This is a genomic window from Clostridium sp., assembly GCF_051654825.1.
In the GTDB taxonomy this organism is placed as follows: domain Bacteria; phylum Bacillota; class Clostridia; order Clostridiales; family Clostridiaceae; genus Clostridium.
The window spans coordinates 1-26,559 of the sequence record NZ_JBOFYU010000052.1 but is presented as its reverse complement, the minus strand read 5'-3'; the positions used below and the strand labels follow the sequence as shown (position 1 = coordinate 26,559).

Sequence of the window (26,559 nt, the reverse complement as noted above, 5' to 3'; positions counted from 1 at the left end):
ACTATACTCACTGGTTCCAACCTATGACTGGTATAACTGCTGAAAAGCATGAAAGCTTTATTTCTCCAACTTCGGATGGACACATAATTATGGAATTCTCAGGTAAGGAATTAATTAAGGGAGAGCCAGATGCTTCAAGTTTCCCTTCTGGTGGACTTAGAGCAACATTTGAAGCTAGAGGATATACAGCTTGGGACCCATCATCTTATGCTTTTATTAAAGATGGCATACTATGTATTCCAACAGTTTTCTATTCTTATAGCGGAGAAGTTTTAGATAAGAAAACTCCATTATTACGTTCAATGGATGCTTTAAATAAACAAGCCCTTAGAATATTAAAGCTATTTGGAAATGAAGATGTATCTAAAGTAATTACGACTGTAGGAGCAGAACAAGAATATTTCCTAGTAGATGAAGATTTATATAATAAAAGACCTGACTTAATATTAACAGGAAGAACCTTAGTAGGGGCTCGTGCTCCAAAGGGTCAAGAGCTTGAGGACCATTACTTTGGAGCTATTAAACCAAGAGTTGCTGAATTTATGAAGGACTTAGATGAGGAGTTATGGAAGCTTGGTATTTTAGCTAAAACTAAGCATAATGAAGTTGCTCCTGCTCAACATGAATTAGCTCCTATATTTACTACTACAAATATAGCTACAGATCATAATCAAATTACTATGGAGTTAATGAAAACTATAGCTAAAAGACATAAGTTAGTTTGCCTTTTACATGAAAAGCCTTTTAATGGTATTAATGGTTCTGGTAAGCATAATAACTGGGCACTTTCTACTGATACAGGTATAAACCTATTAGAGCCAGGAGATTCCCCTGAAGAAAATGCACAATTTTTAGTTTTCCTATGCGGAATTATTAAAGCAGTAGATGATTATCAAGATTTACTTAGACTTGGTGCTGCCAGTGCTGGAAATGACCATAGATTAGGTGCAAATGAAGCTCCACCCGCAATATTATCAATGTTCTTAGGTGATGAACTTACTGAAATTTTAGAATGTTTAGAAAGTGATTCGTCTTATGCTACTAGATCTAAGGTTTGTATGGAAGTTGGAGTAGATATACTTCCTAAATTCCCAAAAGATACTACTGATAGAAATAGAACTTCACCATTTGCCTTTACAGGAAATAAATTTGAATTTAGAATGCTAGGATCTGAATTCTCACTATCTGGTCCTAATATAGTTCTTAATACAATAGTAGCTCAAACATTAATGGAATTTGCAGATATATTAGAAGATAAATCATCTCATGACTATGACTTTACTAAAGCCTTAACTAATTTAATAAAAACTACTATTAAAAATCATAAGAGAATAATATTTAATGGAAATAACTATTCTGATGCTTGGCTTGATGAAGCAGCTAGCCGTGGTCTTTTAAATATAAAATCAACTGTTGATTCTATACCATACTTTATTTTAGATAAAAATATAAAGTTATTTGAAGATCATAAAATATTTACTGTTTCAGAAATTTATTCAAGATATAATATTTTATTAGAAAATTACTCAAAGCTTATCCATATTGAAGCTCTTACACTTTTAGATATTACTAGAAAAGAAATTCTTCCATCAGTGATGAGCTTTATGAATGATTTAAGTTCTTCTATATTAGCAAAAACATCATTACCTTTTAAAGCTACTTCAAAAATGGAAGAAGGTTTATTAACTAAAGCTTCTGATTTAGCAGACAAACTATATTTATCAGCTGAAGGACTTAATACCTTAGTTTCAGAGTTTGAAGAATCAGAAGATAATTTAAAAACAGCTGAGTTTTATCATTCAACTATAATACCTTCTATGGAAGATATAAGAAAATATTCTGATGAACTTGAACTAATAGTTGGTAAGAAATATTGGCCACTACCAAGCTATGTTGAGTTGCTTTATGGAATATAAATAATATAATTTCAAGAAAATAGCACCTAAAAGTATTTTTACCTTTTAGGTGCTATTACTATTTATTTATTTCATCTACAAACTTCTTAGTAATAAGCTGTGGCCTTGTAATAGCTCCACCAGTTACTACAGCTAATGCTCCAAGTTCTAAGCATCGTTTAGCCTTTATAGGAGTATCAACATTCCCTTCTGCAATAACAGGAATATTAATAGCTTTTATTACTTTCTTTAAAAACTCAAAATCATTATCTTCTATATTTAAACCTTTAGTGTAATCTGTATATCCATAAAGAGTAGTTCCAACAAAATCAAATCCATAGTTTTCTGCTATAATAGCCTCTTCTAAGTCAGAAATATCAGCCATTAAAAGCACATCTTTAAATTCTGATTTTATAGTTCTTACTACTTCAAATAAGTCACTTCCATCTGGTCTATCTCTTTTTGTTGCATCTATAGCAATTACATCTACTATTCCTAGATTGCAAAGTTCCCTTATTTCCTTTAATGTTGGGGTTATATAAACATTAGACTCTCCATAAACCTTTTTTATAATTCCTATAACAGGTAAGTCTACTTCTTTTTTAATTTCTCTTATATCTTCTATGGTATTTGCTCGTATTCCAATAGCTCCACCTATTTTTGCAGCCCTTGCCATTCTTCCCATTATAAATGAACTATGAAGAGGTTCATCATCTAAAGCCTGACAAGAAACTATTAGTCCACCTCTTACCTTTTCTATAAAACTTTCCTTCATATATACCTCTTATTTCTTTATATCAAAATATTTTCTTTTAATTTCTTTAGCCCTATTAATTTGCTTTTCCTCTGGCTTTTTCATAGGTTCTCTACAATACCCTGCATCAATACCCATTTCATTTAATATAAGCTTTAATGTATTGTATATTCCATTATCTAAAATTTCTATTATAAAATCGTTAGTTTCATGTTGAAGCTGAAGTGCTCTATCTATTTTTCCACTTCTAGCACATTCAAATATTTCCCTAGCCTTTAAGCCATTTAAATTATAAGTTGACCCTATAGCCCCATCTATTCCTAAAACAGTTGCTGGCAAAAGCATTTCATCAAAGCCTGCATATATATATTTATCAGGATACGCTTGTCTAACCCTCTCTAATAAATAAAAGTCTCCTGCTGTAAACTTTATTCCTATTATTTTTTCATTTTGAAATAACTCTCCAAATTGCTCTACTGATAGATTTACACCAGTTAAAAATGGAATGGAGTAAATTATCATTTTATTATCTACTGAATTTATAATAGTATTGTAGTAATTTTTTATTTCTTGGAAATCAAACTTATAATAAAATGGTGTTACTGCTGATATAGCATTATATCCAAGCTCTGTAGCATATTTAGCAAGCTCTACAGCTTCCTTAACATTTACTGAACCTACTTGTGCTATAAGAGTTACCTCATCTTTAACTTCCTCTTTTGCTAGCTTAAAAATTCTTTTTTTCTCTTCAGTAGAAAGCATAAAGTTTTCCCCTGTACTTCCCCCAACATATAAACCATCCATTTTACAAACATCAATATTATGTCTTATTATTTCTCTAGTTCCCTTTTCATTAATATTTCCATCTTTATCAAATGATATTAATAAGGCTGAATATAACCCCTTCATACTTGCCCTCCAAATTTTTTATATAGTTAGTGCCCATTTATACATTTTATCTTCTAATCCATAAAGTACATCCTCATGTCCATACTCTGGATAAACAATCATATTCTTTTTCGATAATATTTTATTAAACATTGCAAATTGAGTTGATGGAGGACATGTAGTATCCATTAATCCTGTAGCTACATTTACCTCGCCCTTAATTCTATGAGCAAAATTTTGTATATCTATATAACCTAATGTATTAAATATTTCATCTTCCTTTTCATGAGTTGGATCTATAAATTTAAAATATCTTTTTATTTCAATATAAGCATCTCCACCTAAATCCATATCCCAAACTCTTTTGTAATCACATAAAAATGGATATATAGCAAATGTAGCTTTTATTCTTTTTTCTAATGCTGCACAAGCTAATGCTAATGCCCCTCCTTGAGAACCACCTTTTGTAGCTACTCTTTTTTCATCTATAAAATCCATTTCCATAATTATTCGTGCTAATAAAACTGTATCTAAAAATATATCCTTATATAGTAGCTTTTCTTTTCCTTCTCCAAGCCCCCTTACTATATGACCTTTTACAGTTATCCCTTTTACGCCCCCAACATCTTCTGAAAGACCTGATTGTCCTCTACAATCTAATGCTGCTATACAAATACCACTTGCAGCATATTTTAACTTTGATGACCAATCTAAGCTATTCCCTCCATAACCATGAAACTCTAATATTGCAGGCACCTTTCCATTTATTTTTTTAGGCTTAATAAACTTAGCATGTACCCTTGCCCCATTAGTTCCTGTAAAGTAAAGGTGATAACATTTTGCAAAGGAAACCTTAAAGTCAGATTCTATCAATTCAACCTTTCTATCTACTTCTTCTAGCTTTTCTAAATTCTCATCCCAAAAGCTATCAAAATCCTTTGGCATTGGGTTTATTCCCTTATATTCATAAAGTTCCTTTAATGGCATATCTACCATTGGCATAATTAAAATCATCTCCTATAAATATCTTCTTTTAATTAAACAAATATGCTTTAACCTTTTACTGCCCCTATAGTTATTCCTTGAGTAAAGGATTTTTGACATATTAAGAAAATTATAATCATAGGTATTGATGCAAGAGCTGCCCCTGCCATAAGTAATCCATAATTACTAGTAAACTCAGCTTGTACAGTAGCTATTCCTAAAGGTAAAGTTTGCATATCTTTACTTCTTATTAAGATTAATTGCATAAAGTAATCATTCCATGAAGAAATAAATGTAAATATAGCTAATGCTCCAAGGCCAGGCTTAACTATTGGTAAAACTACATTTTTAAATATCCCTAATTGACTACATCCATCTATTTTTGCTGCCTCTATTAATTCACTTGGTATAGTTTCACTAAATTGCTTCATTAAGAAAATACCAAATGGCCATCCTACAGCTGGAAGTATAAGTGCTTGGTAAGTATCTATCCAATTAAGTTTAGTTAGTATTGTAAATAAAGGAACCATAATAACTTGTTTTGGTAGAGCCATAGCTGCTATTAACATCCAAAATATAAGCATTCTACCTGGGAACCTCTTTTTAGCAAGAACATAACCTGCAAAGGCTGATGTTACACATACTAATATAGTTGTTGAAATAGCTATAAAAAAGCTATTGAAAGTCCATCTCCCTAATGGTAATGCTGCTAAATCAGTCCAGTTTTTTAAGGTTGGATCATTTGGAATCCATTGTGGCGGTATTGCCATAGTAGCTTCTTGCACCTTAAATGATCCTGATACTATCCAGTAAAACGGGAAAATAAATATTATTGTTGCAATACAAAGTATTACCATTGCTGTAATATTTCCTGGTGTCCACTTAAGTCTATGATCGTATAATTCTTCTTCCTTTTTCTTCTTTCCTTTTCCAAACATATTCTTCTCTCCCTTCCATTAAAAATCAATATCAGTTCCAAGGAACTTATATTGTATTATTGATATAGCTACAACTATAATTGCTAAAACCATACCCATTGAGGATGCTAGTCCAAATTTACCTAAGGTAAATGACCTTTCATAAACTTGATACATTATTGTTGTAGTTGCATAATTTGGTCCCCCAGCTGTTAAAAGCTGAATTATGGAGAAACACTGGAAGGAATTTATTGTTGTTATTATAAAAATATAAAGACTTGTTGGCTTTAAAAGAGGCCATGTTATCTTCCAAAATATTTGCTTAGAAGAAGCTCCATCAATTTCTGCTGCTTCTAAGTAATCCTTTGGAACATTTCCTAATGCTGCCATATATAAAACTATAGGTTGCCCTACAGATAACGTTACTAATACTATTAACATAGCTATTTTAGCTACCTTAGCATCTGCTAACCATAATTGTGGTTGCCCACCAAATTGTTCTATAATATAATTTAAAATTCCATAGTTTGGATGTAATATCCATCCCCATACTAGTGTTATAGATACTACTGATGCAATAGCTGGCAAATAAAATACTGATCTAAAAAAGCTTCTAATTTTTGATGATCTTTTATAGATAGTAGTTGCTACAAATAATGAAAACACCATAACACATGGTACATTACCTATAACTAAAAACATTGTATTCCATAAGGATTTTAAGAATACCTCATCTTTAAAAATGTTTACATAATTATCAAAACCAATAAACTCTGAATTTCTTAAGGTATAGTCAAAAAAGCTCATACCTATTCCACCTATCATTGGAATTACAACAAACCCTATAAAAAATATTGCTGCTGGTAATAAAAATAAATAAGCAGAAACCCATTCACGTTTTTGTAATTTACTATGTTTTAACTTCTTTTTTCTACCGTTATCAATTTTAGTATCTTTTGCCACATCTAACATTATTTCGCCCCCTTTATTAATTTAAATAAAAGAGTTAGACTGTCCTTTTATTCTTCTAATCTAACTCTTTAATTTTATTTTTTAACCTTAATTATTTTTTAAAGTAGCATTTGCCTTTTCATTTAAAGCTTTTAATGCTTCCTCTGGAGTTTTTTGTGATAAAGTTATTTCTTGTAATGCTGGGAACCAGTGAGTTCTCATTTCAGCAAATCCTGGTACTGTATTATAGTAAGGAGCTGTAAATTTACCCATAGCTTCAACAGCCTTCATTTCTTCTGAATCATATAATCCCTTTATTGAATCTCTTACTGAGAAAGTACCTGTTGAAATAATATTCTTTTCTTGCCATTCAGGGTCATTACATAAGAAATCAATAAACTTCTTAGAAGCTTCTATCTTAGCTTCATCGCCATTATCAAATACACATAAACCACCTATTAATGATTCAAGCTTTGGTTCATTAGGTGATGGTAACGCTAACATAACGTCTTCAAAATTACCTACTTTATTTTCAATATTACTCTTTGCTAAACCTGGTGAATATAATATTGTAAATGCAGCTTTTCCATTTATAAATAAGTCAATTGCATCATTTGAAGCTAATGCTTCTCCACCTTTTCCTATTATTCCTTCTTCTACTCCAGCCTTAACCCATTCCATTGATTTAACCATTTCTGGAGAATCTAATGTATATGCACTTAAATCGTCATTTAATATTGAACCACCATAAAGGTTTGCTAAAAATGCTCTAGTTCCTTGATCCCCTGCTGTACTCTTACTATAAAATGTCATAGGAACTACATCAGGTTTTGCTTCTTTAATAGCTCTTAATGCCTTTTCAAATTCTTCAACAGTCCAAGTTCTACCTTCTCTATCAAGTGGTAATAAATCTAAAAGTCCTGCTTCTTCAAACATAGTTTTATTTACTGCCATATTAAATACAGTAGTGTTAAATGGATACATATAATATGTTTCATCTATTCTACAACCTTGTAATATTGATTCTTGGACATCTCCATCTAATTTGTCTATCATGTCGTTTACATCTGCAAGTAAACCTTGTCTTCCATAATCAATTATTCTTCCTGGTGCATCATAAAGTACATCTGGAGCTGAATTTGATGCTATTGCAGCATTTATTTTTTCTCCTCCACCATTAAATGAAATCATTTCTACCTTTACTTTTATGTCAGGGTTTTTAGCTTCAAATGCTTCTACAATTTCTTTTTCATAGCTTCCATCTTTTACATCAAAGTTAGGGAAGTTCCACCATGTAATTTCAGTTTGTTTTCCTGAATCACTTGGCTTGTCCTCCGCCTTATCAGTCGTTCCTCCACATCCAGTTAAAAGTGTCATTCCCAATGTTGCTGTTAATAAAATAGTAGTTATTAATTTTAGCTTTTTCACAAAATATCCCCCTCTTAAATATGATTTTAAATTTAGCATTATGTTGCTTTACCCTTTATTATTATTCTGGCTTTTTACTTATTATGCCAAAAGTAAAATAAATATTTTAATTAAATACTTTTATAACTTTTTCTAGGCAGAATTTCCACGTAATATTTCTTAGTAAGTTTTGATATTAATAGTATCTTAAATATAATAAAAGCCGAGAAATATATTCTCGGCTTTGTAAAATATTATAAGATATAACAGTTCAATATCAAACTGGATTAAAAAAATCATGTTCCCCTGGTGATTGAGGCATTTTACTTATATTACAAATGCTTTTTAAATAAATCCTTTTTCTTTAAACCATTTGATTTTGCTTTTGAATTCCAAAACATATTTCCAGCCATTTTAAAAGCAAACCTAGGAAAATTAGGTGATATTAATAAATCTTCTCCACTTTTGCCTTCTAAAATATTATTTGCTAGTATGTTTAATACTTTTCCTAGATTCTTCTTAGGTCCATAGCCTATTGGAACATCTTTTATCGAACCAATCATCTCTCCTGCTCCAGTTCCTATAGCTTGCCCCCATGTCAAGTTAGATTTTTTACACCAATTCTTCATCATTTCTATAGCTATACTATTTTGTCTCCCTTCATAAAAACCACAATTAGCTACCGTATAAACAATTGTATCATTTGTTGTATTTAACTTTAAGTACGCTTCTAATCCTACTAATGTATTTAGTAAATGAGATGGTATACCGTCTACGTATATATATGATGCATCTCTCCATTTCTTATTGTAAAATACGGATGGATGTATGATGTACTCCTATCCATTACATTTTTTACAAAAGGACTATATCCTCCGTAAGTACATTTTGTAACTATTATAATCTCTTCACTTTGAGAGATCATCTTGCCCATCTCTTGATAGTCATCCTTAATCACGCAAGTTGCAGGAGTTTTTATCCAACAATTAAAACAACCAACACATTTTTTTATACTACTGTTATTTGATATAGTAATTATATCGTTAGGTATTTCTTTAAAGTATCTTTTTAACTCTTCCTCTTTTAAGTCATTTATTAATAATCTCATCTAATCTAAATCCTTTTACTCATTATTTAATATTAGTGATAGTGATTTATCTGTATAAAATGTATTTGTATTATACAAAAGTATTCCATCACTCTAACTCTATGCCACTTCAATTTTCTAAACTATTAGAAGTGATTCTCTAATAGTTCATTTATAACCTTGTCAATTTATATTGTCTGCACATACTCATCTCACTATTATACATAAGTTTCCACATATTTCAAAGTATTATAATACCCTTGTAATATAAAAAAAGCGAATTCAAATTAATGAATTCGCTTTAAAATGGTGACTCCTAGGGGAATCGAACCCCTGTTACCACCGTGAAAGGGTGGTGTCTTAACCGCTTGACCAAGGAGCCTTATTAAGTTACTTTTTGGTTATTTGCCAATTTAAAATAAATTGGCGACTCAGAAGGGACTCGAACCCTCGACCCCCGGCGTGACAGGCCGGTACTCTAACCAACTGAGCTACTGAGCCATTTATTTTGGTGGGCACAACAGGGATCGAACCTGTGACCCTCTGCTTGTAAGGCAGATGCTCTCCCAGCTGAGCTATGCGCCCAAAATAAAAATGGTGACTCCTAGGGGAATCGAACCCCTGTTACCACCGTGAAAGGGTGGTGTCTTGACCGCTTGACCAAGGAGCCTTATTAAATTGTTTTTTGGTTATTTGCCAACTTAAAAATAAATTGGCGACTCAGAAGGGACTCGAACCCTCGACCCCCGGCGTGACAGGCCGGTACTCTAACCAACTGAGCTACTGAGCCATTTATCTTGGTGGGCACAACAGGGATCGAACCTGTGACCCTCTGCTTGTAAGGCAGATGCTCTCCCAGCTGAGCTATGCGCCCAAAATAAAATGGTGACTCCTAGGGGAATCGAACCCCTGTTACCACCGTGAAAGGGTGGTGTCTTGACCGCTTGACCAAGGAGCCTTATTAATCTTTACTCGTTTGTTTTACTTGTTTGTTTCAACTCGTTTTCCTCTCGAGCACATTACCTATAATACATAATTTTTAATATAGTGTCAACACTTTTACTAAAGTTTTTTTTATTTTTTTTAGAAAGTATCTTTCTACTCTATCATCAGCACTTGTTCAACCCCTGATTTTACGCCATTTATAGCCATCCCATATCTAGAAAGTTGTAACTGTTTTTCTTCAATTTCTTTTTCAATTTTTTTAATTTCAAAGACACAAAGTTCTAAAAAATCCTCTTTTTTTATTTCTTCTATAAAAACATTATACCCTGTTTTTTTAAAATTTTCTCCATTGGCAATAATATTAATTGGAATACTATCATTTATCATACAAACTATTTCTTTATCCCAAATACCTCTTTTATTTACTTTGTACTTATCCTTTAGTAAATTTAATGATTTAATTTCTAATTCAAACTGACTTTGTATTGTATCTAATAAAACTTTATAAAAAGCTATAGAAATTCCTCTATTTAATTTTATTTTTAAAAAGCACTTATTTTTTATAAGAAATTCATCTATATCCGATTCTGTAATAAATTCTACATCATTGTTTAAAAATATATTTATACCCTTTGAACTTGGATAATTAACTACTACTTGATCATAGTTCATTCTTCTTACCTTAAACTCTTTATTAAAATCACTATTTTTTTCATTTTTAACTCTCACCTTCACAAGTATCACCTCTTTAAATAGTATTCCATAGTTTTATAACTTATATTACTATGATAGAATTTATTTAAATATGAATAAAAAACAAGGAGATTAACATATTATGATACATCATGATTTAATTATAGTTGGTGGCGGAGCTTCTGGATTAACTGCAGCTATTACTGCAAAAGATTTTGGTTTAGATGTAGCTATTATAGAAGCTACTGATAGAATAGGAAAAAAAATTCTTACAACAGGAAATGGTAGATGTAATATTACTAACAATAATATAACCTTTCCTTTTAAAAATTTTCATAGTGAAAACTCTGATTTTTTTATTGATTGTCTTTCAACTTTTTCTGTAGAGGATGCTAAGTCATTCTTTTTATCTTTAGGTTTACCTATTGTTGAATTACAAAGTGGTAAAATGTATCCACAATCACTTCAAGCTTCTTCTGTTGTTGATATTTTTAGATTAGCTATAGAAGATAGAGGAATACCTTTATACACAAGCTGCAAATTAAAAGATATCCACAAAAGGAAAAACTTTAAATTATCCACAGATAACGAAGAACATAAGTTATTCACATGTAACAAATTACTTTTAGCCTGTGGAGGAAAATCAGCAGTTAAAACAGGATCAGATGGTTCTGGATACACACTTGCAAAATCCTTTGGTCATAAAGTAATAGAAACTATTCCCGGTATTGTTCAATTAAAATTAGACCATCCTCATTTAAAAGCTTTATCTGGAGTAAAATTTGATGGTTATACAACATTACTAGTTGATAAAAAACCTATTAGAAAGGAATTTGGTGAAGTCCTATTTACTGATTACGGTGTATCTGGTCCCCCTATTCTTCAAATATCAGGTCAGGCTTCTAAAGCTTTAAGTAAAGGTAAAAATGTTGAAATTTCGGTGGATATGATGCCTAAATCAACATTAGATGATATGGAAAACTTTATAGAAGGTCATTTAGCTGTATTTTCTCATAGGCCTTTAATAGATGCATTAATAGGTGTTGTAAATAAAAAGCTAATCCCTACACTTATTAAGCAAGCTGGAATTTCTAACTTACATACTCCTTGCTATGATTTAGAATGGAAAGATAAAAAACGTCTTATTTCACTATTTAAAGAATGGAACTTTAAATGTACTGGTACTAACGGATTTAATCAAGCACAAGTTACTATAGGTGGAATAGATACTAATGATATTAATCCTAAAACCCTTGAATCAAACCTAGTAGATAATTTATATTTCTGTGGTGAAATTATGGATGTCAATGGAGACTGTGGTGGCTTTAATTTACATTGGGCATGGAGTTCTGGTAACTTTGTTGCTAAAAATATATATGAAAAAACAAAGGCAAACTCATAGAGTTTGCCTTTTCCATTACTTTTTCCAGTACCCAATAATCTTAGTTAATTCTGTTCCATCAGTATTTTCAATTTTATGTATTGATTTTATTTTATAACCTTCTAATTCTAAAACAGCTGACTTTGACTGTATTTCCTGACCATAGTGACACTCTTTTTCAAATGTAACCACTATTCTTTCAAGTTCATAATCTTTTATAATTTCTACAGGTAATGATTCCATTGCCCATTCAACATATTTAGTATTATTAACATGATTATTAGAATCTATATCACTAAATCTTACCCCAAAGCTTTTACTATACATAGCCTCTTCTAGCTTTTCTAATCTTTCAATGTTTACATTGCCCTTTATATCACCATCAACCCCATATACTTCATATTGGTCTGCTGGCACTCTCATAGCCCTTCTTTTCTCTATATCAATTAGGAAAAATACAGCCTTTGCTTCTACTATCTTTTCTCCTGACTCATCATACATATCATAGCTTCTTAAAGCATAAAATCTCTTAAATCCATAAGGCTCAGTTACTATCTTTATAGTTTCACCATGCCTTGGATATCTTTTTATATTAATATCATATTGATAGAATACCCATGCCATCTTTCTTTCATTTAAGTAATCTATACCAACTCCTAACCCCTCTGATTGAGTTGTTCCTATATCCTCTATAAAATTAATTAATGATTTAATCGTACAATTCAAATTACAGTCTACTTCATAATAATGTATCTCATAATCCTTGCTAAACTTTTTACCCATTATATACCTCCAACTATATTATATTTACTGTATATCTAAATTCTTATTATAATAAATATACCACTTTTTTACTTATTTTTCACATAAAAAAAGAATTATATAGCTATACTATATAATCCCTTTTTAATACTATTTTTACTTATTTAAAGCCTCTAATAAAGCTTCTAAGCTTAATCCATGTACACTTGCAGCTTCTTCTAAAGTTTCTGATTGTGCTGAAGGACATCCAACACATCCCATTCCAAATCCCATTAATATTTCAGCTGCACCCTCTTTTAACTTTATAACTTCTCCAACTGTCATATCCTTTGTAATCATAAGAACACCTCCAATATACTCCGTTTAATATGTTTATATTATATACACTTTATTTTTTAAAGTCAATAAAGCTATATTTAATAATATCTATTAAAATTTAACTCTCTTAGTAAATGTTCTACATTTACTCCACGCTCAATACATGCCTCTTCTATTGTTTGACTATCATTTATGTTTGTTCTTCCACATCCAATTCTATTAGTCATAAATATTTGTTCAGCTTGGTGGTTTCTACTAATAGCCTCACTTATAGTCATGTCTTTTGTTATCATAATATCTACGCTCCTACATTCTAAGCTAATTTCAATTTTACATAAATATCATTCCCTTAAATGTATATATTATTTATGCCCTTATAATAAATTAACCTAGAAAGACTAGCTTTCTAGGTTATATCTTATAATTCTTTAGTTACTCTTATAGTTTGATCTCTTCTTGGTCCTACACCAACTATTGAAATCTTAGTTTCTGTAAGCTCTGCAATTCTATTTAAGTACTTCTTAGCATTTTCAGGTAGTTCATCAAAGCTTCTTGCTTCTGCAACTTCTTCTCCCCAACCTTCAAACTCTTCATAAACTGGCTCACACTTAGCTAAATCTTCTAAGCTTGCTGGGAAATAATCTATAACTTTATCGTCAAACTTATATCCTACACAAATCTTTAGCTTTTCTAATCCAGCTAATGTATCTATCTTAGTTACACATAATGAAGTTAATCCAGATACTCTAACTGTAGTCTTTAATATAACAGCATCTAACCATCCACATCTTCTTGATCTTCCAGTAGTTACTCCATATTCATGACCCTTTTCTCTTATCCATTCACCAATTTCATTATCTAATTCTGTTGGGAAAGGTCCTTTACCAACTCTTGTTGTATAAGCTTTAGCAATACCAACAGCATTAGTTACCATTGTAGGTCCTATACCAACACCATTCGTTACTCCTCCAGCTGTAGTATTTGATGATGTTACGTAAGGGTAAGTTCCGTAATCTATATCAAGTAACATCCCTTGTGCACCTTCAAATAAAACTGTTTTGTCTTTCTTTATTTCATCATATACTCTAACAGATGTATCTTGAACGTATGGTCTTAATCTATCTGCAAACGCCATGTACTCAGCAAGTATTTCATCATAGTTTAATGCTTCCCCACCTAGTACCTTAGTTATATATGCATTTTTCATTTCTACATTTTCTTTTAATTTTTCTTCAAAAACTTCTCTGTGCATAAGGTCACAAACTCTTATACCACATCTTTCAAATTTATCTGTATAACATGGTCCAATACCTTTACCAGTTGTTCCAATGTCATTTTTACCTCTTGCCTTTTCTTTTAATTTGTCTAAAACTCTGTGATATGGCATTATAAGGTGTGCTCTATCACTAACTATAAGCTTTGATGGTGTAACTTTAACACCCTCTTCTTCTAAGTAGTCTATTTCTTTAAATAAAGCCATAGGATCTACAACTACACCATTCCCTATAACATTTAATTTCTCATCATGTAGTATTCCTGAAGGAATTAAGTGAAGCTTATATTGCTTATCTCCAACTTCAACTGTATGACCTGCGTTATTTCCACCTTGGAATCTAACAACTACTTGAGCTTCTTCTGCTAAGTAATCAGTCATCTTTCCTTTACCTTCATCTCCCCATTGTGCTCCTAGAACAATAAATGCTGACATTTATTTTGCCTCCTTTATTAAAAAACTACAATTACCATAGTTTTAAATTAACAAATTTTAATCAGAGAAATACTCTCCACCTAACATAGTAACAAAGTAGAATGAAACTTTCAACTTCTTTTGCGAATAATTTTTTGCATTTTTTTATAATAATTCGTATAATTGTTATATATCTTTAGTTTACGCTATTTATTAATTTTAATTATATTTTATAAAAGGAGTGTTATTATGAACATTTATGAAGAAGCTCTTAAATATCATGAAGAACTAAAAGGTAAGCTTGAAATTACATCAAGATGTAAGATAGAAAACGAAAAAGATTTAAGCTTAGCTTATACACCTGGTGTAGCCGAGCCTTGTAAGGAAATACATAAAGATCCATCAAAAGCTTATATATACACAAGAAAATGGAATACTGTTGCTGTAATATCTGATGGTACTGCTGTATTAGGATTAGGTGATATAGGTCCACTAGCATCATTACCTGTTATGGAAGGTAAGTCAATATTGTTTAAGGCTTTTGCTGACGTTGATGCTTTTCCAATAGTTCTAGACACTAAAAATGTAGATGAGATTGTTGATACAATCGTTAGAATAGCTCCTACACTTGGGGGAATAAATTTAGAAGATATATCTGCTCCAAGATGCTTTGAAATCGAAAAAAGATTAAAAGAAAAATTAGATATACCAGTTTTCCATGATGATCAACATGGAACTGCTATAGTAGTGCTTGCCGGATTAATAAATGCACTAAAAATAGTAGGTAAAAATCTACAAGAAATTAAAATAGTTATTAATGGTGCTGGTTCTGCTGGAACTGCAATAGGTAAGTTACTTTTATCTTGCGGAGCAAAAAATATAATAATGTGTGATAAAAGTGGAGCTATCTACAGAGGAATGGATTATATGAATGATTCTATGAAGGAATTAGCTCAAATAACTAACATAAATAATGAATCTGGATTATTAGTAGATGTAATTAAAAATGCTGATGTCTTTATAGGGGTATCTGCTCCTAATATAGTATCTAAAGAAATGGTTTCATCAATGAATAATGATGCTATATTATTTGCTATGGCTAATCCAATACCTGAAATCTTCCCAGCTGATGCTAAGGAAGCAGGTGCTAAAGTTGTTGGTACAGGTAGATCTGATTTCCCTAACCAAGTAAATAATGTTTTAGCTTTCCCTGGAATATTTAGAGGTGCTTTAGATGTTAGAGCATCTGAAATAAATGAAGATATGAAAATAGCTGCAGCATATGCTATTGCTAATTCTGTATCAGAAGAGGATTTAAATCCTGACTTTATAATTCCAAAAGCATTTGACTTAAATGTTCAAAAATTAGTAGCAGAAGCAGTTAAAAATGCTGCTATTAATAGTGGATTATCTAGAATATAACAAAAGGAGAGCCTAGCTCTCCTTTTTACATGCTTTTTGATTTATCTGCACACTTTTCCATAGCTTTTATTACTGAATTTCTAAATCCTTGATTTTCAAGCTCTAAAACCGCTTCTATAGTAGTTCCACCTGGAGAGCATACCATATCCTTTAATTCTCCTGGATGTTTACTTGTTTCTAATGCAAGTTTAGCTGAGCCTAGTAAGCTTTGTGATGCCATTCTATATGCCTTAGCTCTTGGTATTCCCATCTTTACTGCTGCATCTGCCATAGCCTCTATAAACATAAATACATAAGCTGGTGATGACCCACATAAGGCAATAAATCCATGGAAATCTTTTTCCTCTAGTATTTCATATTTACCAAAGCTATTATATAAGCTACATACGTATTCTAATTCATCATTATTTACATTTTTATTAGGACAAATAGCTGACATTCCTTCTCCAACTAATGCTGGTGTATTAGGCATAGTTTTTATTATCTTTAAATCTTTTCCAAACCATTCCTCTACTTTATCTAATTCTATACCTGCTGCAATAGTAACTATTATTACATCTTCCTTTAAACTATCTTTTACTTCATCTATCACAGATTTATACATATTAGGCTTTACTGCTAAAAATAATACATCTGAAAACTTTGCTACTTCTATATTACTTAATGTACAGTTAATACCCTCTTCATTTATCATTTTTTCTTTTGACTTTTCTGTTTTAGTAGAAACTAATATATTTTTCTTTTCTATTGTCTTAGAATTAATAAGCCCTAAAACCATAGATTTACCCATGTTTCCACATCCAATAAAACCAATATTCATTTTATATTTCCCCCTCTTTTTTATTCTAAATTACTAATTTTATCTTATTTAATTATATTTTATAAATTTCACCATAACCCTCATATCATAGCTTATCCAATTAAACATAAACTATAGTTATATAAGGAGGTATGTATATGAAAAAGGAAACCATCTTTGCATTAACTGAATTAATTCAAAATAACTCCTTAAAGAAAAATAATAATCCTATAATAAATATAACTCAAAATGAGCATTTTTATAATATATATATTTATCTTAGAGACTTAAAAAAGGATGAAATATGCCTAAAGTATATAAATAATTTTTTAATAATGAATTTTTCTTTAAAGACTCTAAATGATGAATTACTAACTTATAAGCGTTCATTTTATTTAAAGGATATAGATATAGATAAAAGTAAAAATATAGCCTCTGCAAACTTAGTTTATTTAAAGGTTCCTAAAATAGTAACCTCTCAATTTTAATTATCTTAATATAAACTCTAAATTATATTAATAAAAATAATAAAGAGTGCAATAAGAAACTTTCTCTTATTGGCACTCTTATTTAAAAGCTTTAAATATATTCTTTTAATCTTTATAAACTAACTCTAAATTAGCAAATTTACTGTGTGAACCTATCCAAGCCATCTTAACTGTTCCAACTGGACCGTTTCTTTGCTTAGCTATAATACATTCACCGATATTCTTTTCTTCAGTTTCCTTATTGTAATATTCATCTCTATATAAAAACATAACAACGTCAGCATCCTGTTCTATTGATCCTGATTCTCTTAAGTCAGATAACATAGGTCTATGGTCTGCTCTTTGTTCCGGAGCACGAGATAACTGTGATAAGGCTATTACAGGACATTCCATTTCCTTAGCTAAAGCTTTTATAGACCTTGATATTTCTGATACCTCTTGTTGTCTACTTTCACTACCAGCACTACCAGACATAAGCTGTAAGTAGTCAATTAATATCATATCTATACCATGCTCCATTTTTATCTTTCTGCACTTAGATCTCATATCCATTACACTTAATCCAGCTGTATCATCAATAAATATTCTAGCCTTTGATAATGGTCCTGTTGCCATAGCTATTCTTTCCCAATCATCATCATCTAAGTTACCTGTTCTAAGCTTTAACATATCTACATTAGCTTCTGAACATAATAACTTATATGCAAGTTGCTCCTTAGACATTTCCAGAGAAAATATAACTACACTTTTTCCTTCTCTTAATGCAGCATTTTCAGCTATATTTAATGAAAATGTAGTCTTTCCCATTGAAGGTCTGGCTGCTATAAGAACCATATCACCCTTTTGGAATCCTGATGTCTTAGCATCTAAGTCTCTAATTCCAGAACCAACTCCAGTTATACTACCTTTGTTATTAAATAGCTTTTCTATTTCAATAAATCCTCTTTCTAATACTTGTGAAAGAGGTTCATAATCATTTGACCCTTTTTTCTCAGCAATATCAAATATTTTCTTTTGTGCTAAATCTAAAACATCTTCAACCTTATCTTGCTTATTATAACTTTCCTCTATAATAGCAGTTGAAGATTTTATAAGCTTTCTTAAAAGAGACTTTTCTTCAACAATTTTTATATATGCACTTAAGTTAGCAGTAGTTGGTACAGAAGCACTTAATTCTGATATATAAGTTACCCCACCTGACTTATCTAACATATCTGTTGATTTTAAATATTCTAATAAGGTTACTAGGTCTACAGCCATATCTTGTGAAAACATATCTCTTACAGCTTTATATAAAACCTTATGTCCATCTCTATAAAAGTCTTCTTCTTTTAGCTTTTCTAATACTTGAGCTATAGCACTTCTATCAATTATCATTGAACCTATTACTGATTGCTCTGCCTCTATGCTTTGAGGTAAACTTCTCATAACCGGTGTATCCATTTGTAACCTCCTTTTGTCAATTCCTAAAGATATTATAATCAAAATAATTTAACTTTACAATTTATATATTTTAAATATCATAGGTATATTTTTCTATATTTTATAGCAAAATAAAATTAAGCTTCCAGATGGAAGCTTAATCTACATTACTTCTCAAATACTATCTCCATAAGTTCCTCTATGTGACTTACTGGCATAACTTCTATGTCATTTAGTCCTAGAGGGACTTCTTTTTCGTTAGCTTTTGGGACAATAACTAATTTAATACCTTTTCTTCTTGCACCATAAATTTTTTCAAATATACCACCTACAGGCTTAACGTTTCCTCTTAATGATATTTCACCTGTTATAGCAATATCTTGTCTTATAGGCTTATCTAATAATGCACTTATAATACAAACTGTAATAGCTACACCTGCTGAAGGTCCATCAATATTACCTCCACCTACAACATTAACATGAATATCATAGTCCTTAATATCTTTGTCTGTTAGCTTTCTTATTACAGATGCTGCATTAAATACAGAGTCCTTAGCCATTGATCCTGCTGTTTCATTAAACTTAATTGTTCCCATACCTTTTTTCTTAGCAGGGAAAACTGCAGCTTCAATTTCTAAAGTAGATCCTACAAATCCACTAACTCCTAGTCCATGTATATGACCTGTAACTCCTGATTCAGTATTTTCAATTCTTTCATATGGGGTATATCTTCCTATTGAAATAACTTGTTCTACATCATTAATAGTTACAATATGACCATCTGGTTTATCATTACCTGTTGTATATAATGAATATCCATATGCATCTGATAATATATTTACAGCTTTTCTACCTTCTATAGTATATCTACTAATAAGCTCTGATACACCCTCTTCTAATTCTACATTAAGCTTTTTAGATGCATTATCAATTATTCCTTCAATATCTCTAGATGATAATGGTTCAAAATAAACTTCTGTACATCTTGATCTTAATGCAGGGTTTATTTGACTTGGATCTTTAGTAGTTGCACCTATTAAAACAAAATCTGCCGGTGCTCCATTTTCAAATAAATACTTTATATATTGAGGAGTATTTTCATCATCTGGATCATAATATGATGATGAGTATTCTACTCTTTTATCTTCAAGAACCTTTAGTAATTTATTTTGAAGAATGTCATCTAATTCTCCTATTTCATCTATAAATAACACTCCACCATGAGCTTCTGTAACAAGTCCAGTTTTTGGTTCTGGAACTCCTATTTCCGCTAAATCCTTTTTACTTCCTTGATATATAGGATCATGTACTGAACCTAATAATGGATTTGTTATTTCTCTAGGATCCCATCTTAAAGTTGTACCATCTACTTCAACAAACTTAGATTCATCATCAAAAGGTGTATGAATCAGCTTTTTAGCTTCTTCTAAAGCTAATCTAGCTGCTGATGTTTTTCCTACTCCTGGAGGTCCATATAAAATTATATGTTGTGGGTATGGAGATGCCATTTTTGAAATTAATGATTTTATAGCTCTTTCTTGACCAACAACTTCTTCAAAGTTTTCTGGTCTTAAAAGACTCATAACATTCTTATTAATCTTTTTAGCATCTAAAGCTTCTAATTTTTCTAATTTCTTAGTAGTTTTTCCGCTTTCAGGTCCCTTTTGTTTCTTTATTATAGAAAGCTTAATATCATCCATAAACTTATCTTGTCTTTCAGCTAGTGCTCTTTCCACTTGGCTTTCAACTTTATTTTGAACGTACTTTCTTGCTATGCTTTCTGATATAAAATATACTGTATCTTCTAAAACATCATGCACATTGCCTTCATTTGGAACTGTCTTTACGCCTTTTCCATCAGAAGCTATCATATTAAGAGCATAAACCCTTTCATATACATCTGGTGATGTAGAATACTTCTGAAGCTTAAATCTTACAGTTCTAGCTCTAACTGCACCTTCATCTAATACATTTTTAAGTATTTGATTTAATACATTTACTTGTGCATCTAATGATAAATCACTTTGTAATAAACTTTCTAAATTACTTTCATCATATGACTTCAAAGCAAATCCTCCTTATGCTTTTGGAACAATTATAACTCTCATCTTTGTTGTCACTTCTGGATATAATTTTATTTCTATTTCATATCCACCAGCTAGTTTTATTGTATCCATTACTATTTTCTTTTTATCTATTGATAAGTTAAATTTCTTATTAATTAATTCTGCTACATCTTTGCTTGTTATAGCTCCAAATAATCTTCCATTATCACCGCTCTTAGCTTCTAGGCTTACTTCTTTTCCTTTTAATTCTCCAGCTAACTTTTGAGCAGCTTCTAATTCAGCTAATTTTTGCTTTCTTTCATTTTCTTTTTTTGTATTTAATATGTGTAAGTTATTATCATTTGCTTGTTCAGCTAATTTTTTCGGGAATAAAAAGTTTCTTGCATATCCATCTGATGCCTCTATAACATCACCTTTTTTCCCTAATTTTTTAACGTCTTGTAATAATATTACCTTCATGCTATTCACCAATCCTTAAATATTTTTTAATAGAGACCTTTAATTTTTCAATTGCCTCTTCTACAGTTACATTAATTAATTTAGCGCCAGCCATATTCATATGACCACCACCTCCAAGAGATTCTAAAACAACTTGAACATTAGTATCTCCCATAGATCTTCCACTGATAATTATATCATCATTTATTTTTCCTAATACAAAACAAGCTTTTATCCCTGATATATTTAAAAGTTCATCAGCAGCCTTAGCTACCATAAAACTTTCTTTAATTCTCTCTGGTGAAACTGCTATTGCAACTCCCTTTTCAACATTAGCTGATTTAATTGTGTCTGCAATTAATAAATAATCATCTAAATCATCAGTAAACATTTTCTTTACTTCTGTGATATCTGCACCTACACCTCTTAAAAATGATGCTGCATCAAAGGTTCTAACACCAGCTTTAAATGAAAAGCCTTTTGTATCCATATAAATACCAGCTAACAATCCTTCTGCTTCAATTCTATTAATATTAGGCTTTTGGACCATATACTGAATGATTTCTGTTACCATTTCAGATGTAGATGAAGCATATACCTCAATATAGCTTAATATAGCACCTTCAATAATATCAGGACTCCTTCTATGATGGTCTATTATTATTTTTCTTTGTACCTTTTCAACAATATTTAAATTTTGTATATATCCTCTATTATGAACATCTACTATTATAAGCAGTGACTTTTCATTTAACTGTTCATTTGCTTGCTCAGATGTTACAAATAAAGAATTATACTTGCTATCACCTTTTAATCTATTTAAAAAGTAATCTATGGCACTTATATCATTATTTATAATAATATTGCATGGTTTACCAAGCTGTTTAACTACAGATGATAATCCTACAGCAGACCCAAAGCAATCCATATCTGGAGTTATATGACCTATTATAAATACATTGCTACTTTCATATATAAGCTCTTTTAATGCATGAGCAATAACTCTTGCTCTTACTCTGGTTCTTTTTTCTATTTCTATACTATTTCCACCAAAGAAGCTTATTTTTTCATTATTTTTAACAGCTACCTGATCTCCACCTCTACCTAATGATAGTTCTTTAGCTGTTAATGCAAAATGTTGATTTTCTTGTGGGGAAGCTCCCCCTCTACCAACACCTATGCTAAGTGTTACTTCTAATTTATTCCCTCTGTCAATATTAGATATACTATCTAATATTGGGAATTTAGAATTTATCTCTTCATCTATATACTTATCTTGAACAGATAATATATATTTATTTGAGTCATACTTCATTATCATAGCCTTCATTTTTTGAGCATATGCAGTAATTGATTTCTCAATTTCTGCTACAAGCATTGGTCTATCACTTTCTGATGTAGTATCTAATGCTTCAGCTAAATTATCTACTTCTATTAACATAATACTTTCTTTTGTATTTTCTATATTCTTCAAATTGCTTATGTCATTAAAGTAAACTAAATAAACATTATTTTCATCTTGTTTTATATTACTTGCATATACCTTATACAATGAATCTGCTATTTTTATTTTTTGATATAAATCCTCATCACAAGCTAATAGTCTTTCAATATTAAGACCTCTAGCTATACTAACTACATTTAAGCCAATAGGATTTTCTTCAGTAAATTCAGTAAATTTTTTATTGCTCCATATAATTTCTCCAGTTTTATTTATTATAGCCATTGGAAAAACTAAATTAAATACATTTTGATTTACTGATTCATCTATGTTTATCCTTAATTCTTCTACATGTTTAACTTCATTATTATCAATAACTTCATCATTATGACTATTACTATTTTCAATTATTGTAAATAAAATAAATATTATTAGTAATATAGTTCCCAATAAAACACTATTGATATAATAAAATGCTACACATGAAAGTACAAACATCAAAGGTGTTATCATTGACTTAATTTCTTTTAGCTTTTTTTTCATAAAAGACTCCTATACCATTAAATTAATGATGCTTTTTTAAATGATTTTGTAGCTTACTTAAGCTTCTTCCATCCTTTTCATATTCATGACCTTCTATTATTCCAGCTTGTAGCTTTCTTTTTACATCATCATCTACTTCTTCACATGAATATCCTAGTTTTTGTCCTAGTACATATAAAATAAGTATAGCTCCTGATATGCAATTTAAAATAGAATCTTGTGCTACATTGCTTCCTTTTGTTAATAAATGATAAAACTCACCAATTATACATAATAAGTTGGCTTTTAACTTTTCTATCATTTTTATATTAGCCATTATATTTAAATCATCTCTTTTCACTCTATTCCCCCCATAATTACCCTTGTATATATATTTTAATTATAATTACTTATTAATGCAACAAATTATAAATCCAATTACAATTTATGTAAATGAATTTATCTTTTATATAACAAAAAACCCCTGACAAAGCAGGGGTTATTATTACTATTCAGTTGTGAATGGTAATAATGCTATATTTCTTGATCTCTTTATAGCAGACGTTAATTGTCTTTGATGCTTAGCGCAAGTTCCAGAAATTCTTCTTGGTAATATCTTACCTCTTTCTGTAACGAACTTTCTTAGCTTAGTGATATCTTTATAATCAATAGCTTCAGCTTTTTCTACGCAGAAAGCACATACTTTTCTCTTAGATCTTCTCATTTTTCCTGATCTTTTCATATCTCTCATGCTAGTTACCTCCTTATAAAATATTAGACATTATTAAAATGGCATATCTCCATCATCTACTGGAGTCATGTCATCTTCAAAATTCATTCCACCAAATGCATTATTTGATGAATTTGAATAATCAGAACCAGAATTTGAAGAGTTATATCCACCGTTACCGAATGAATTATTGTTATCTCTTCCACCATTAGCATTTCCTGAACCAATGAATTCAAATGAATCTACAACAACATCTGTTGTATATCTCTTTGTACCATCTTTAGCATCATAACTACCAGTTCTAATGCTTCCTGAAATAGCTAATTGTCTTCCTTTAGTTAGATATTGCGCAATTGTTTCTCCAGTCTTACCAAAAGCTATGCAGTTGATAAAATCAGTCTCATCCTTTTTAAAAGGTCTTGTTACAGCTAACGAAAATCTTGTTACAGCAGTTCCGCTACCAGCAGCAAAATTTAACTCTGGATCTTTAGTAAGTCTACCAATAAGTATTACCTTATTCATACATTCTCACCTCTTACGCTTCTTGTTTAACTATGATGTGTCTTAAAACACCATCAGTAATTCTGAATATTCTGTCTAACTCTTTTGGTAAATCAGCATCAGCATTGAAGTTGATTAAAGTGTAGAAACCTTCGTTAACTTTTGAAATTTCGTAAGCAAGCTTTCTTCTTCCCCAAACGTCAACGTTGTCTACAGTTCCTCCGCCATTTTCTATTACACCTTTAAACTTTTCGATGTTAGCTTTACAAGCTTCTTCATCTAATGATGGGTGTAGTATAAATATAGTTTCGTACTTTCTCATCATTTTCACCTCCTCCCCTCGGACTTTGGCTGTGCATTACACAGCAGGGATTACAATTCAATATTCTATCAGTTGCGAAATTATTTTGCAAGTTTTTTATTTTAATTGCTATAAACTTACTATTTTTTTTGCATCTTTTTGGAATTTACTACGAGGTAACATCACTATTCTGCCACATCCTGTACATTTTATCTTTATATCTGCGCCTAATCTTATAACTTCAAAAGTTTTTACTCCACAAGGATGTTGCTTTTTCATTTCAACAATATCACCTAGTTCAAACGTATCTACCATTTGTTTTCCCCTCCATTTTGTATACTTATCTATTCTATCTTTTTTATACAACTAAACTTATATTTTTTTATTTTTCTTATTTATTTCTTCTACAAGTAAATTCTTTACTTCAGTTAAATTAATTTAATTAAATATAAAAAATAAATGTTCAAATTTAATTTTTAGAATTTATTAGTTGTGTTTTTGGATATGGAATTTCTATTCCTGCCTCATCTAATGCAACCTTTATTTCTTTTCTTAAATCTCTTTCCATCTTCCACTGACTTAAAGGTTTAGCTCTTCCAATAACTCTAATTGTTATTCCTGAAGCATTTAAAGAAATTACTCCTAAAACTTCAATATCTCCTCTTATTTCTTCTTCATTTTTCTTTTTAAACTTATTGCAAGCTGATGTTATTACTTTTATAGCGTTATCTGGATCCTCTTCATAAGCAACTTCAACATCTACTAGGAATCTAATATCACCCCTTGAGTGATTTGTAACTTCTAATATACTACCATTAGGAACTATATGAATATCGCCTGTGAAATCTCTTAAAACAGTAGTTCTTATTCCTATATCTTCTACAATTCCAGTATAAGGTCCTAATGTAATATGATCTCCTACTCCATATTGATCTTCAAATAGTATAAAGAACCCATTAATTAAATCTTTAACTAAACTTTGTGCTCCTATACCAACTGCAAACCCTCCAACTCCAAGAACTGCTGCTGATAAGCCTGAAAATATGGTTCCTATTATTAAGGCCGCTCCTGATATGTATACCCCATACTTTAGAGCACTTTTTAATACAGCACCTATTGTTATAGCTTTTTGTTCATTCATAGAAAAACTTAATTTACTCTTAACTTGGTTTTCCATAAATCTATCGATTAGTTTATTACCAATTTTGATAATAAAGTACATCATTAAGAAAATACTTACTACTTTTATACCTTTTCCTATGATAACCTCAAGTTCTTCCCATTTAATAGTTATACCAATTTGTCCACTTTCATTTCTACCTAAGCTAAATATAGCTAGATAATTATTCATTTAATCACCTACTTTACTTTAAATACTACGCAATATTATTGTAACCATCGTTACTCTTTTCATATATATTCTTAAAAGCAACTAAATTTTCGTTTATTACATAATCTATTAATTCTTTTTTTTCAATTCTTACACATAATCCGCAGCTTTGAGTTATAGCTGTTGGTGTAGGCATCATCTTAAATTCAAAATCTTTTTCCTTTAAAGTTCTTTCTGCTGTCATAGCATCTAATGTATTTTTAAATACAATTATAAAATAATTCATGTCTCTTCCTCCTCGTATAATATCTTTTGTAGACAGTTTTAAGTTAATTTCCAGTACCTAAACTTGCTACAATTTAAAAAGGACTGCTGGAAATTTAAAAGACAGTATAGAATTACTCCTAAACGTCAATATTTATATATGAAA

Annotated in this window: 29 protein-coding genes and 7 tRNA genes; 4 read left to right on the top strand and 32 right to left on the bottom strand. The window is 30.5% G+C overall.

Annotated elements, in window-relative coordinates; genetic code table 11:
- On the top strand, nucleotides 1-1,916 hold a 1,916-nt coding region (locus tag ACRDBA_RS03415), incomplete at its 5' end, for a glutamine synthetase III family protein (RefSeq protein WP_438571525.1).
- A gap of 58 nt (nucleotides 1,917-1,974) precedes the next feature.
- Here ACRDBA_RS03415 and ACRDBA_RS03410 read toward each other — a convergent pair.
- From ACRDBA_RS03410 to ACRDBA_RS03335, 16 genes are all read right to left on the bottom strand, one after another.
- Entirely contained in the window at nucleotides 1,975-2,670 is a 696-nt protein-coding gene (locus ACRDBA_RS03410; protein ID WP_438571524.1) for an N-acetylmannosamine-6-phosphate 2-epimerase, read from the bottom strand.
- Between the two features lie 9 nt (nucleotides 2,671-2,679).
- Nucleotides 2,680-3,558 carry an N-acetylneuraminate lyase gene (locus ACRDBA_RS03405; RefSeq protein ID WP_438571523.1) on the bottom strand — a complete coding sequence of 293 codons (879 nt, stop codon included), beginning with the start codon at nucleotides 3,556-3,558 and terminating at the stop codon, nucleotides 2,680-2,682.
- 18 nt (nucleotides 3,559-3,576) lie between these two features.
- A complete protein-coding gene (locus ACRDBA_RS03400; RefSeq protein ID WP_438571522.1) occupies nucleotides 3,577-4,539 on the bottom strand; it encodes an acetylxylan esterase in 963 nt (320 codons plus the stop codon).
- Nucleotides 4,540-4,589: 50 nt separating this feature from the next.
- Nucleotides 4,590-5,459 carry a carbohydrate ABC transporter permease gene (locus ACRDBA_RS03395; RefSeq protein ID WP_438571521.1) on the bottom strand — a complete coding sequence of 290 codons (870 nt, stop codon included), beginning with the start codon at nucleotides 5,457-5,459 and terminating at the stop codon, nucleotides 4,590-4,592.
- Between the two features lie 18 nt (nucleotides 5,460-5,477).
- A complete protein-coding gene (locus ACRDBA_RS03390; protein ID WP_438571520.1) occupies nucleotides 5,478-6,410 on the bottom strand; it encodes a carbohydrate ABC transporter permease in 933 nt (310 codons plus the stop codon).
- Nucleotides 6,411-6,497: 87 nt separating this feature from the next.
- The gene (locus ACRDBA_RS03385) at nucleotides 6,498-7,817 is read right to left on the bottom strand and encodes an ABC transporter substrate-binding protein (RefSeq protein ID WP_438571519.1); all 1,320 of its coding nucleotides are present in this window, start codon (nucleotides 7,815-7,817) and stop codon (nucleotides 6,498-6,500) included.
- Between the two features lie 311 nt (nucleotides 7,818-8,128).
- Complete coding sequence (locus ACRDBA_RS03380) at nucleotides 8,129-8,428, bottom strand: hypothetical protein (protein WP_438571518.1); 300 nt, start codon at nucleotides 8,426-8,428, stop codon at nucleotides 8,129-8,131.
- A gap of 140 nt (nucleotides 8,429-8,568) precedes the next feature.
- A complete protein-coding gene (locus tag ACRDBA_RS03375; RefSeq protein ID WP_438571517.1) occupies nucleotides 8,569-8,904 on the bottom strand; it encodes an NAD(P)H-dependent oxidoreductase in 336 nt (111 codons plus the stop codon).
- 286 nt (nucleotides 8,905-9,190) lie between these two features.
- Nucleotides 9,191-9,265, bottom strand: a tRNA-Glu gene (locus ACRDBA_RS03370).
- A 42-nt stretch (nucleotides 9,266-9,307) separates the two neighbouring features.
- Nucleotides 9,308-9,384, bottom strand: a tRNA-Asp gene (locus ACRDBA_RS03365).
- Between the two features lie 8 nt (nucleotides 9,385-9,392).
- A tRNA-Val gene (locus ACRDBA_RS03360) sits at nucleotides 9,393-9,468 on the bottom strand.
- Nucleotides 9,469-9,478: 10 nt separating this feature from the next.
- Nucleotides 9,479-9,553 (bottom strand) — tRNA-Glu (locus ACRDBA_RS03355).
- Between the two features lie 43 nt (nucleotides 9,554-9,596).
- Nucleotides 9,597-9,673 (bottom strand) — tRNA-Asp (locus ACRDBA_RS03350).
- 8 nt (nucleotides 9,674-9,681) lie between these two features.
- Nucleotides 9,682-9,757, bottom strand: a tRNA-Val gene (locus ACRDBA_RS03345).
- A gap of 9 nt (nucleotides 9,758-9,766) precedes the next feature.
- Nucleotides 9,767-9,841 (bottom strand) — tRNA-Glu (locus ACRDBA_RS03340).
- A gap of 140 nt (nucleotides 9,842-9,981) precedes the next feature.
- Nucleotides 9,982-10,563 carry a hypothetical protein gene (locus tag ACRDBA_RS03335; protein WP_438571516.1) on the bottom strand — a complete coding sequence of 194 codons (582 nt, stop codon included), beginning with the start codon at nucleotides 10,561-10,563 and terminating at the stop codon, nucleotides 9,982-9,984.
- Between the two features lie 100 nt (nucleotides 10,564-10,663).
- Here ACRDBA_RS03335 and ACRDBA_RS03330 point away from each other — a divergent pair, with 100 nt between their 5' ends.
- Nucleotides 10,664-11,923, top strand: a complete 1,260-nt coding sequence (locus ACRDBA_RS03330) for an NAD(P)/FAD-dependent oxidoreductase (protein ID WP_438571515.1) — start codon at nucleotides 10,664-10,666, stop codon at nucleotides 11,921-11,923.
- Nucleotides 11,924-11,938: 15 nt separating this feature from the next.
- Here ACRDBA_RS03330 and ACRDBA_RS03325 read toward each other — a convergent pair whose 3' ends face one another.
- The 4 genes from ACRDBA_RS03325 to ACRDBA_RS03310 all read right to left on the bottom strand — a co-directional run bounded on the left by ACRDBA_RS03325 (nucleotide 11,939) and on the right by ACRDBA_RS03310 (nucleotide 14,690).
- On the bottom strand, nucleotides 11,939-12,685 hold the full coding sequence (locus tag ACRDBA_RS03325; RefSeq protein WP_438571514.1) for an acyl-[acyl-carrier-protein] thioesterase: 747 nt from the start codon (nucleotides 12,683-12,685) through the stop codon (nucleotides 11,939-11,941).
- Between the two features lie 135 nt (nucleotides 12,686-12,820).
- On the bottom strand, nucleotides 12,821-13,003 hold the full coding sequence (locus ACRDBA_RS03320; protein ID WP_438571513.1) for a DUF1858 domain-containing protein: 183 nt from the start codon (nucleotides 13,001-13,003) through the stop codon (nucleotides 12,821-12,823).
- 77 nt (nucleotides 13,004-13,080) lie between these two features.
- Nucleotides 13,081-13,275: a DUF1858 domain-containing protein gene (locus ACRDBA_RS03315; RefSeq protein ID WP_438571512.1), complete on the bottom strand. Its 195-nt coding sequence runs from the start codon at nucleotides 13,273-13,275 to the stop codon at nucleotides 13,081-13,083.
- A 125-nt stretch (nucleotides 13,276-13,400) separates the two neighbouring features.
- Nucleotides 13,401-14,690 carry an adenylosuccinate synthase gene (locus ACRDBA_RS03310; RefSeq protein ID WP_438571511.1) on the bottom strand — a complete coding sequence of 430 codons (1,290 nt, stop codon included), beginning with the start codon at nucleotides 14,688-14,690 and terminating at the stop codon, nucleotides 13,401-13,403.
- Nucleotides 14,691-14,918: 228 nt separating this feature from the next.
- Between ACRDBA_RS03310 and ACRDBA_RS03305 the strand changes: the two genes are divergently transcribed.
- Nucleotides 14,919-16,091 carry an NAD(P)-dependent malic enzyme gene (locus ACRDBA_RS03305; RefSeq protein WP_438571510.1) on the top strand — a complete coding sequence of 391 codons (1,173 nt, stop codon included), beginning with the start codon at nucleotides 14,919-14,921 and terminating at the stop codon, nucleotides 16,089-16,091.
- Nucleotides 16,092-16,116: 25 nt separating this feature from the next.
- On the opposite strand, the gene proC is transcribed toward ACRDBA_RS03305, so the two are convergent.
- A complete protein-coding gene (gene proC / locus ACRDBA_RS03300; RefSeq protein ID WP_438571509.1) occupies nucleotides 16,117-16,911 on the bottom strand; it encodes a pyrroline-5-carboxylate reductase in 795 nt (264 codons plus the stop codon).
- 137 nt (nucleotides 16,912-17,048) lie between these two features.
- Between proC and ACRDBA_RS03295 the strand changes: the two genes are divergently transcribed.
- Nucleotides 17,049-17,378 carry an Hsp20/alpha crystallin family protein gene (locus tag ACRDBA_RS03295; protein WP_438571508.1) on the top strand — a complete coding sequence of 110 codons (330 nt, stop codon included), beginning with the start codon at nucleotides 17,049-17,051 and terminating at the stop codon, nucleotides 17,376-17,378.
- Between the two features lie 105 nt (nucleotides 17,379-17,483).
- Here the strand turns inward: ACRDBA_RS03295 and ACRDBA_RS03290 are convergent, their stop codons facing one another.
- The 11 genes from ACRDBA_RS03290 to ACRDBA_RS03240 form a co-directional block, all read right to left on the bottom strand.
- Entirely contained in the window at nucleotides 17,484-18,821 is a 1,338-nt protein-coding gene (locus ACRDBA_RS03290; protein WP_438571507.1) for a replicative DNA helicase, read from the bottom strand.
- Between the two features lie 146 nt (nucleotides 18,822-18,967).
- Nucleotides 18,968-20,866 carry a Lon family ATP-dependent protease gene (lonC, locus tag ACRDBA_RS03285; RefSeq protein ID WP_438571506.1) on the bottom strand — a complete coding sequence of 633 codons (1,899 nt, stop codon included), beginning with the start codon at nucleotides 20,864-20,866 and terminating at the stop codon, nucleotides 18,968-18,970.
- Between the two features lie 12 nt (nucleotides 20,867-20,878).
- Nucleotides 20,879-21,325 (bottom strand): 50S ribosomal protein L9, encoded by a 447-nt coding sequence (gene rplI, locus ACRDBA_RS03280; protein WP_438571505.1) that lies wholly within the window; start codon nucleotides 21,323-21,325, stop codon nucleotides 20,879-20,881.
- A 1-nt stretch (nucleotide 21,326) separates the two neighbouring features.
- On the bottom strand, nucleotides 21,327-23,288 hold the full coding sequence (locus tag ACRDBA_RS03275; protein ID WP_438571504.1) for a DHH family phosphoesterase: 1,962 nt from the start codon (nucleotides 23,286-23,288) through the stop codon (nucleotides 21,327-21,329).
- 22 nt (nucleotides 23,289-23,310) lie between these two features.
- Complete coding sequence (locus tag ACRDBA_RS03270; protein WP_438571503.1) at nucleotides 23,311-23,628, bottom strand: MazG-like family protein; 318 nt, start codon at nucleotides 23,626-23,628, stop codon at nucleotides 23,311-23,313.
- 147 nt (nucleotides 23,629-23,775) lie between these two features.
- Nucleotides 23,776-24,018, bottom strand: a complete 243-nt coding sequence (gene rpsR, locus ACRDBA_RS03265) for a 30S ribosomal protein S18 (RefSeq protein WP_438571502.1) — start codon at nucleotides 24,016-24,018, stop codon at nucleotides 23,776-23,778.
- A gap of 33 nt (nucleotides 24,019-24,051) precedes the next feature.
- Nucleotides 24,052-24,519: a single-stranded DNA-binding protein gene (locus ACRDBA_RS03260; RefSeq protein WP_438571501.1), complete on the bottom strand. Its 468-nt coding sequence runs from the start codon at nucleotides 24,517-24,519 to the stop codon at nucleotides 24,052-24,054.
- 13 nt (nucleotides 24,520-24,532) lie between these two features.
- Nucleotides 24,533-24,823 carry a 30S ribosomal protein S6 gene (gene rpsF, locus ACRDBA_RS03255; RefSeq protein WP_438571500.1) on the bottom strand — a complete coding sequence of 97 codons (291 nt, stop codon included), beginning with the start codon at nucleotides 24,821-24,823 and terminating at the stop codon, nucleotides 24,533-24,535.
- A gap of 105 nt (nucleotides 24,824-24,928) precedes the next feature.
- Complete coding sequence (locus ACRDBA_RS03250; protein ID WP_438571499.1) at nucleotides 24,929-25,114, bottom strand: DUF951 domain-containing protein; 186 nt, start codon at nucleotides 25,112-25,114, stop codon at nucleotides 24,929-24,931.
- A gap of 154 nt (nucleotides 25,115-25,268) precedes the next feature.
- Nucleotides 25,269-26,150, bottom strand: a complete 882-nt coding sequence (locus tag ACRDBA_RS03245) for a mechanosensitive ion channel family protein (RefSeq protein WP_438571498.1) — start codon at nucleotides 26,148-26,150, stop codon at nucleotides 25,269-25,271.
- Nucleotides 26,151-26,175: 25 nt separating this feature from the next.
- Nucleotides 26,176-26,415 (bottom strand): DUF3343 domain-containing protein, encoded by a 240-nt coding sequence (locus ACRDBA_RS03240; RefSeq protein WP_438571497.1) that lies wholly within the window; start codon nucleotides 26,413-26,415, stop codon nucleotides 26,176-26,178.
- Nucleotides 26,416-26,559: the final 144 nt, after the last annotated feature.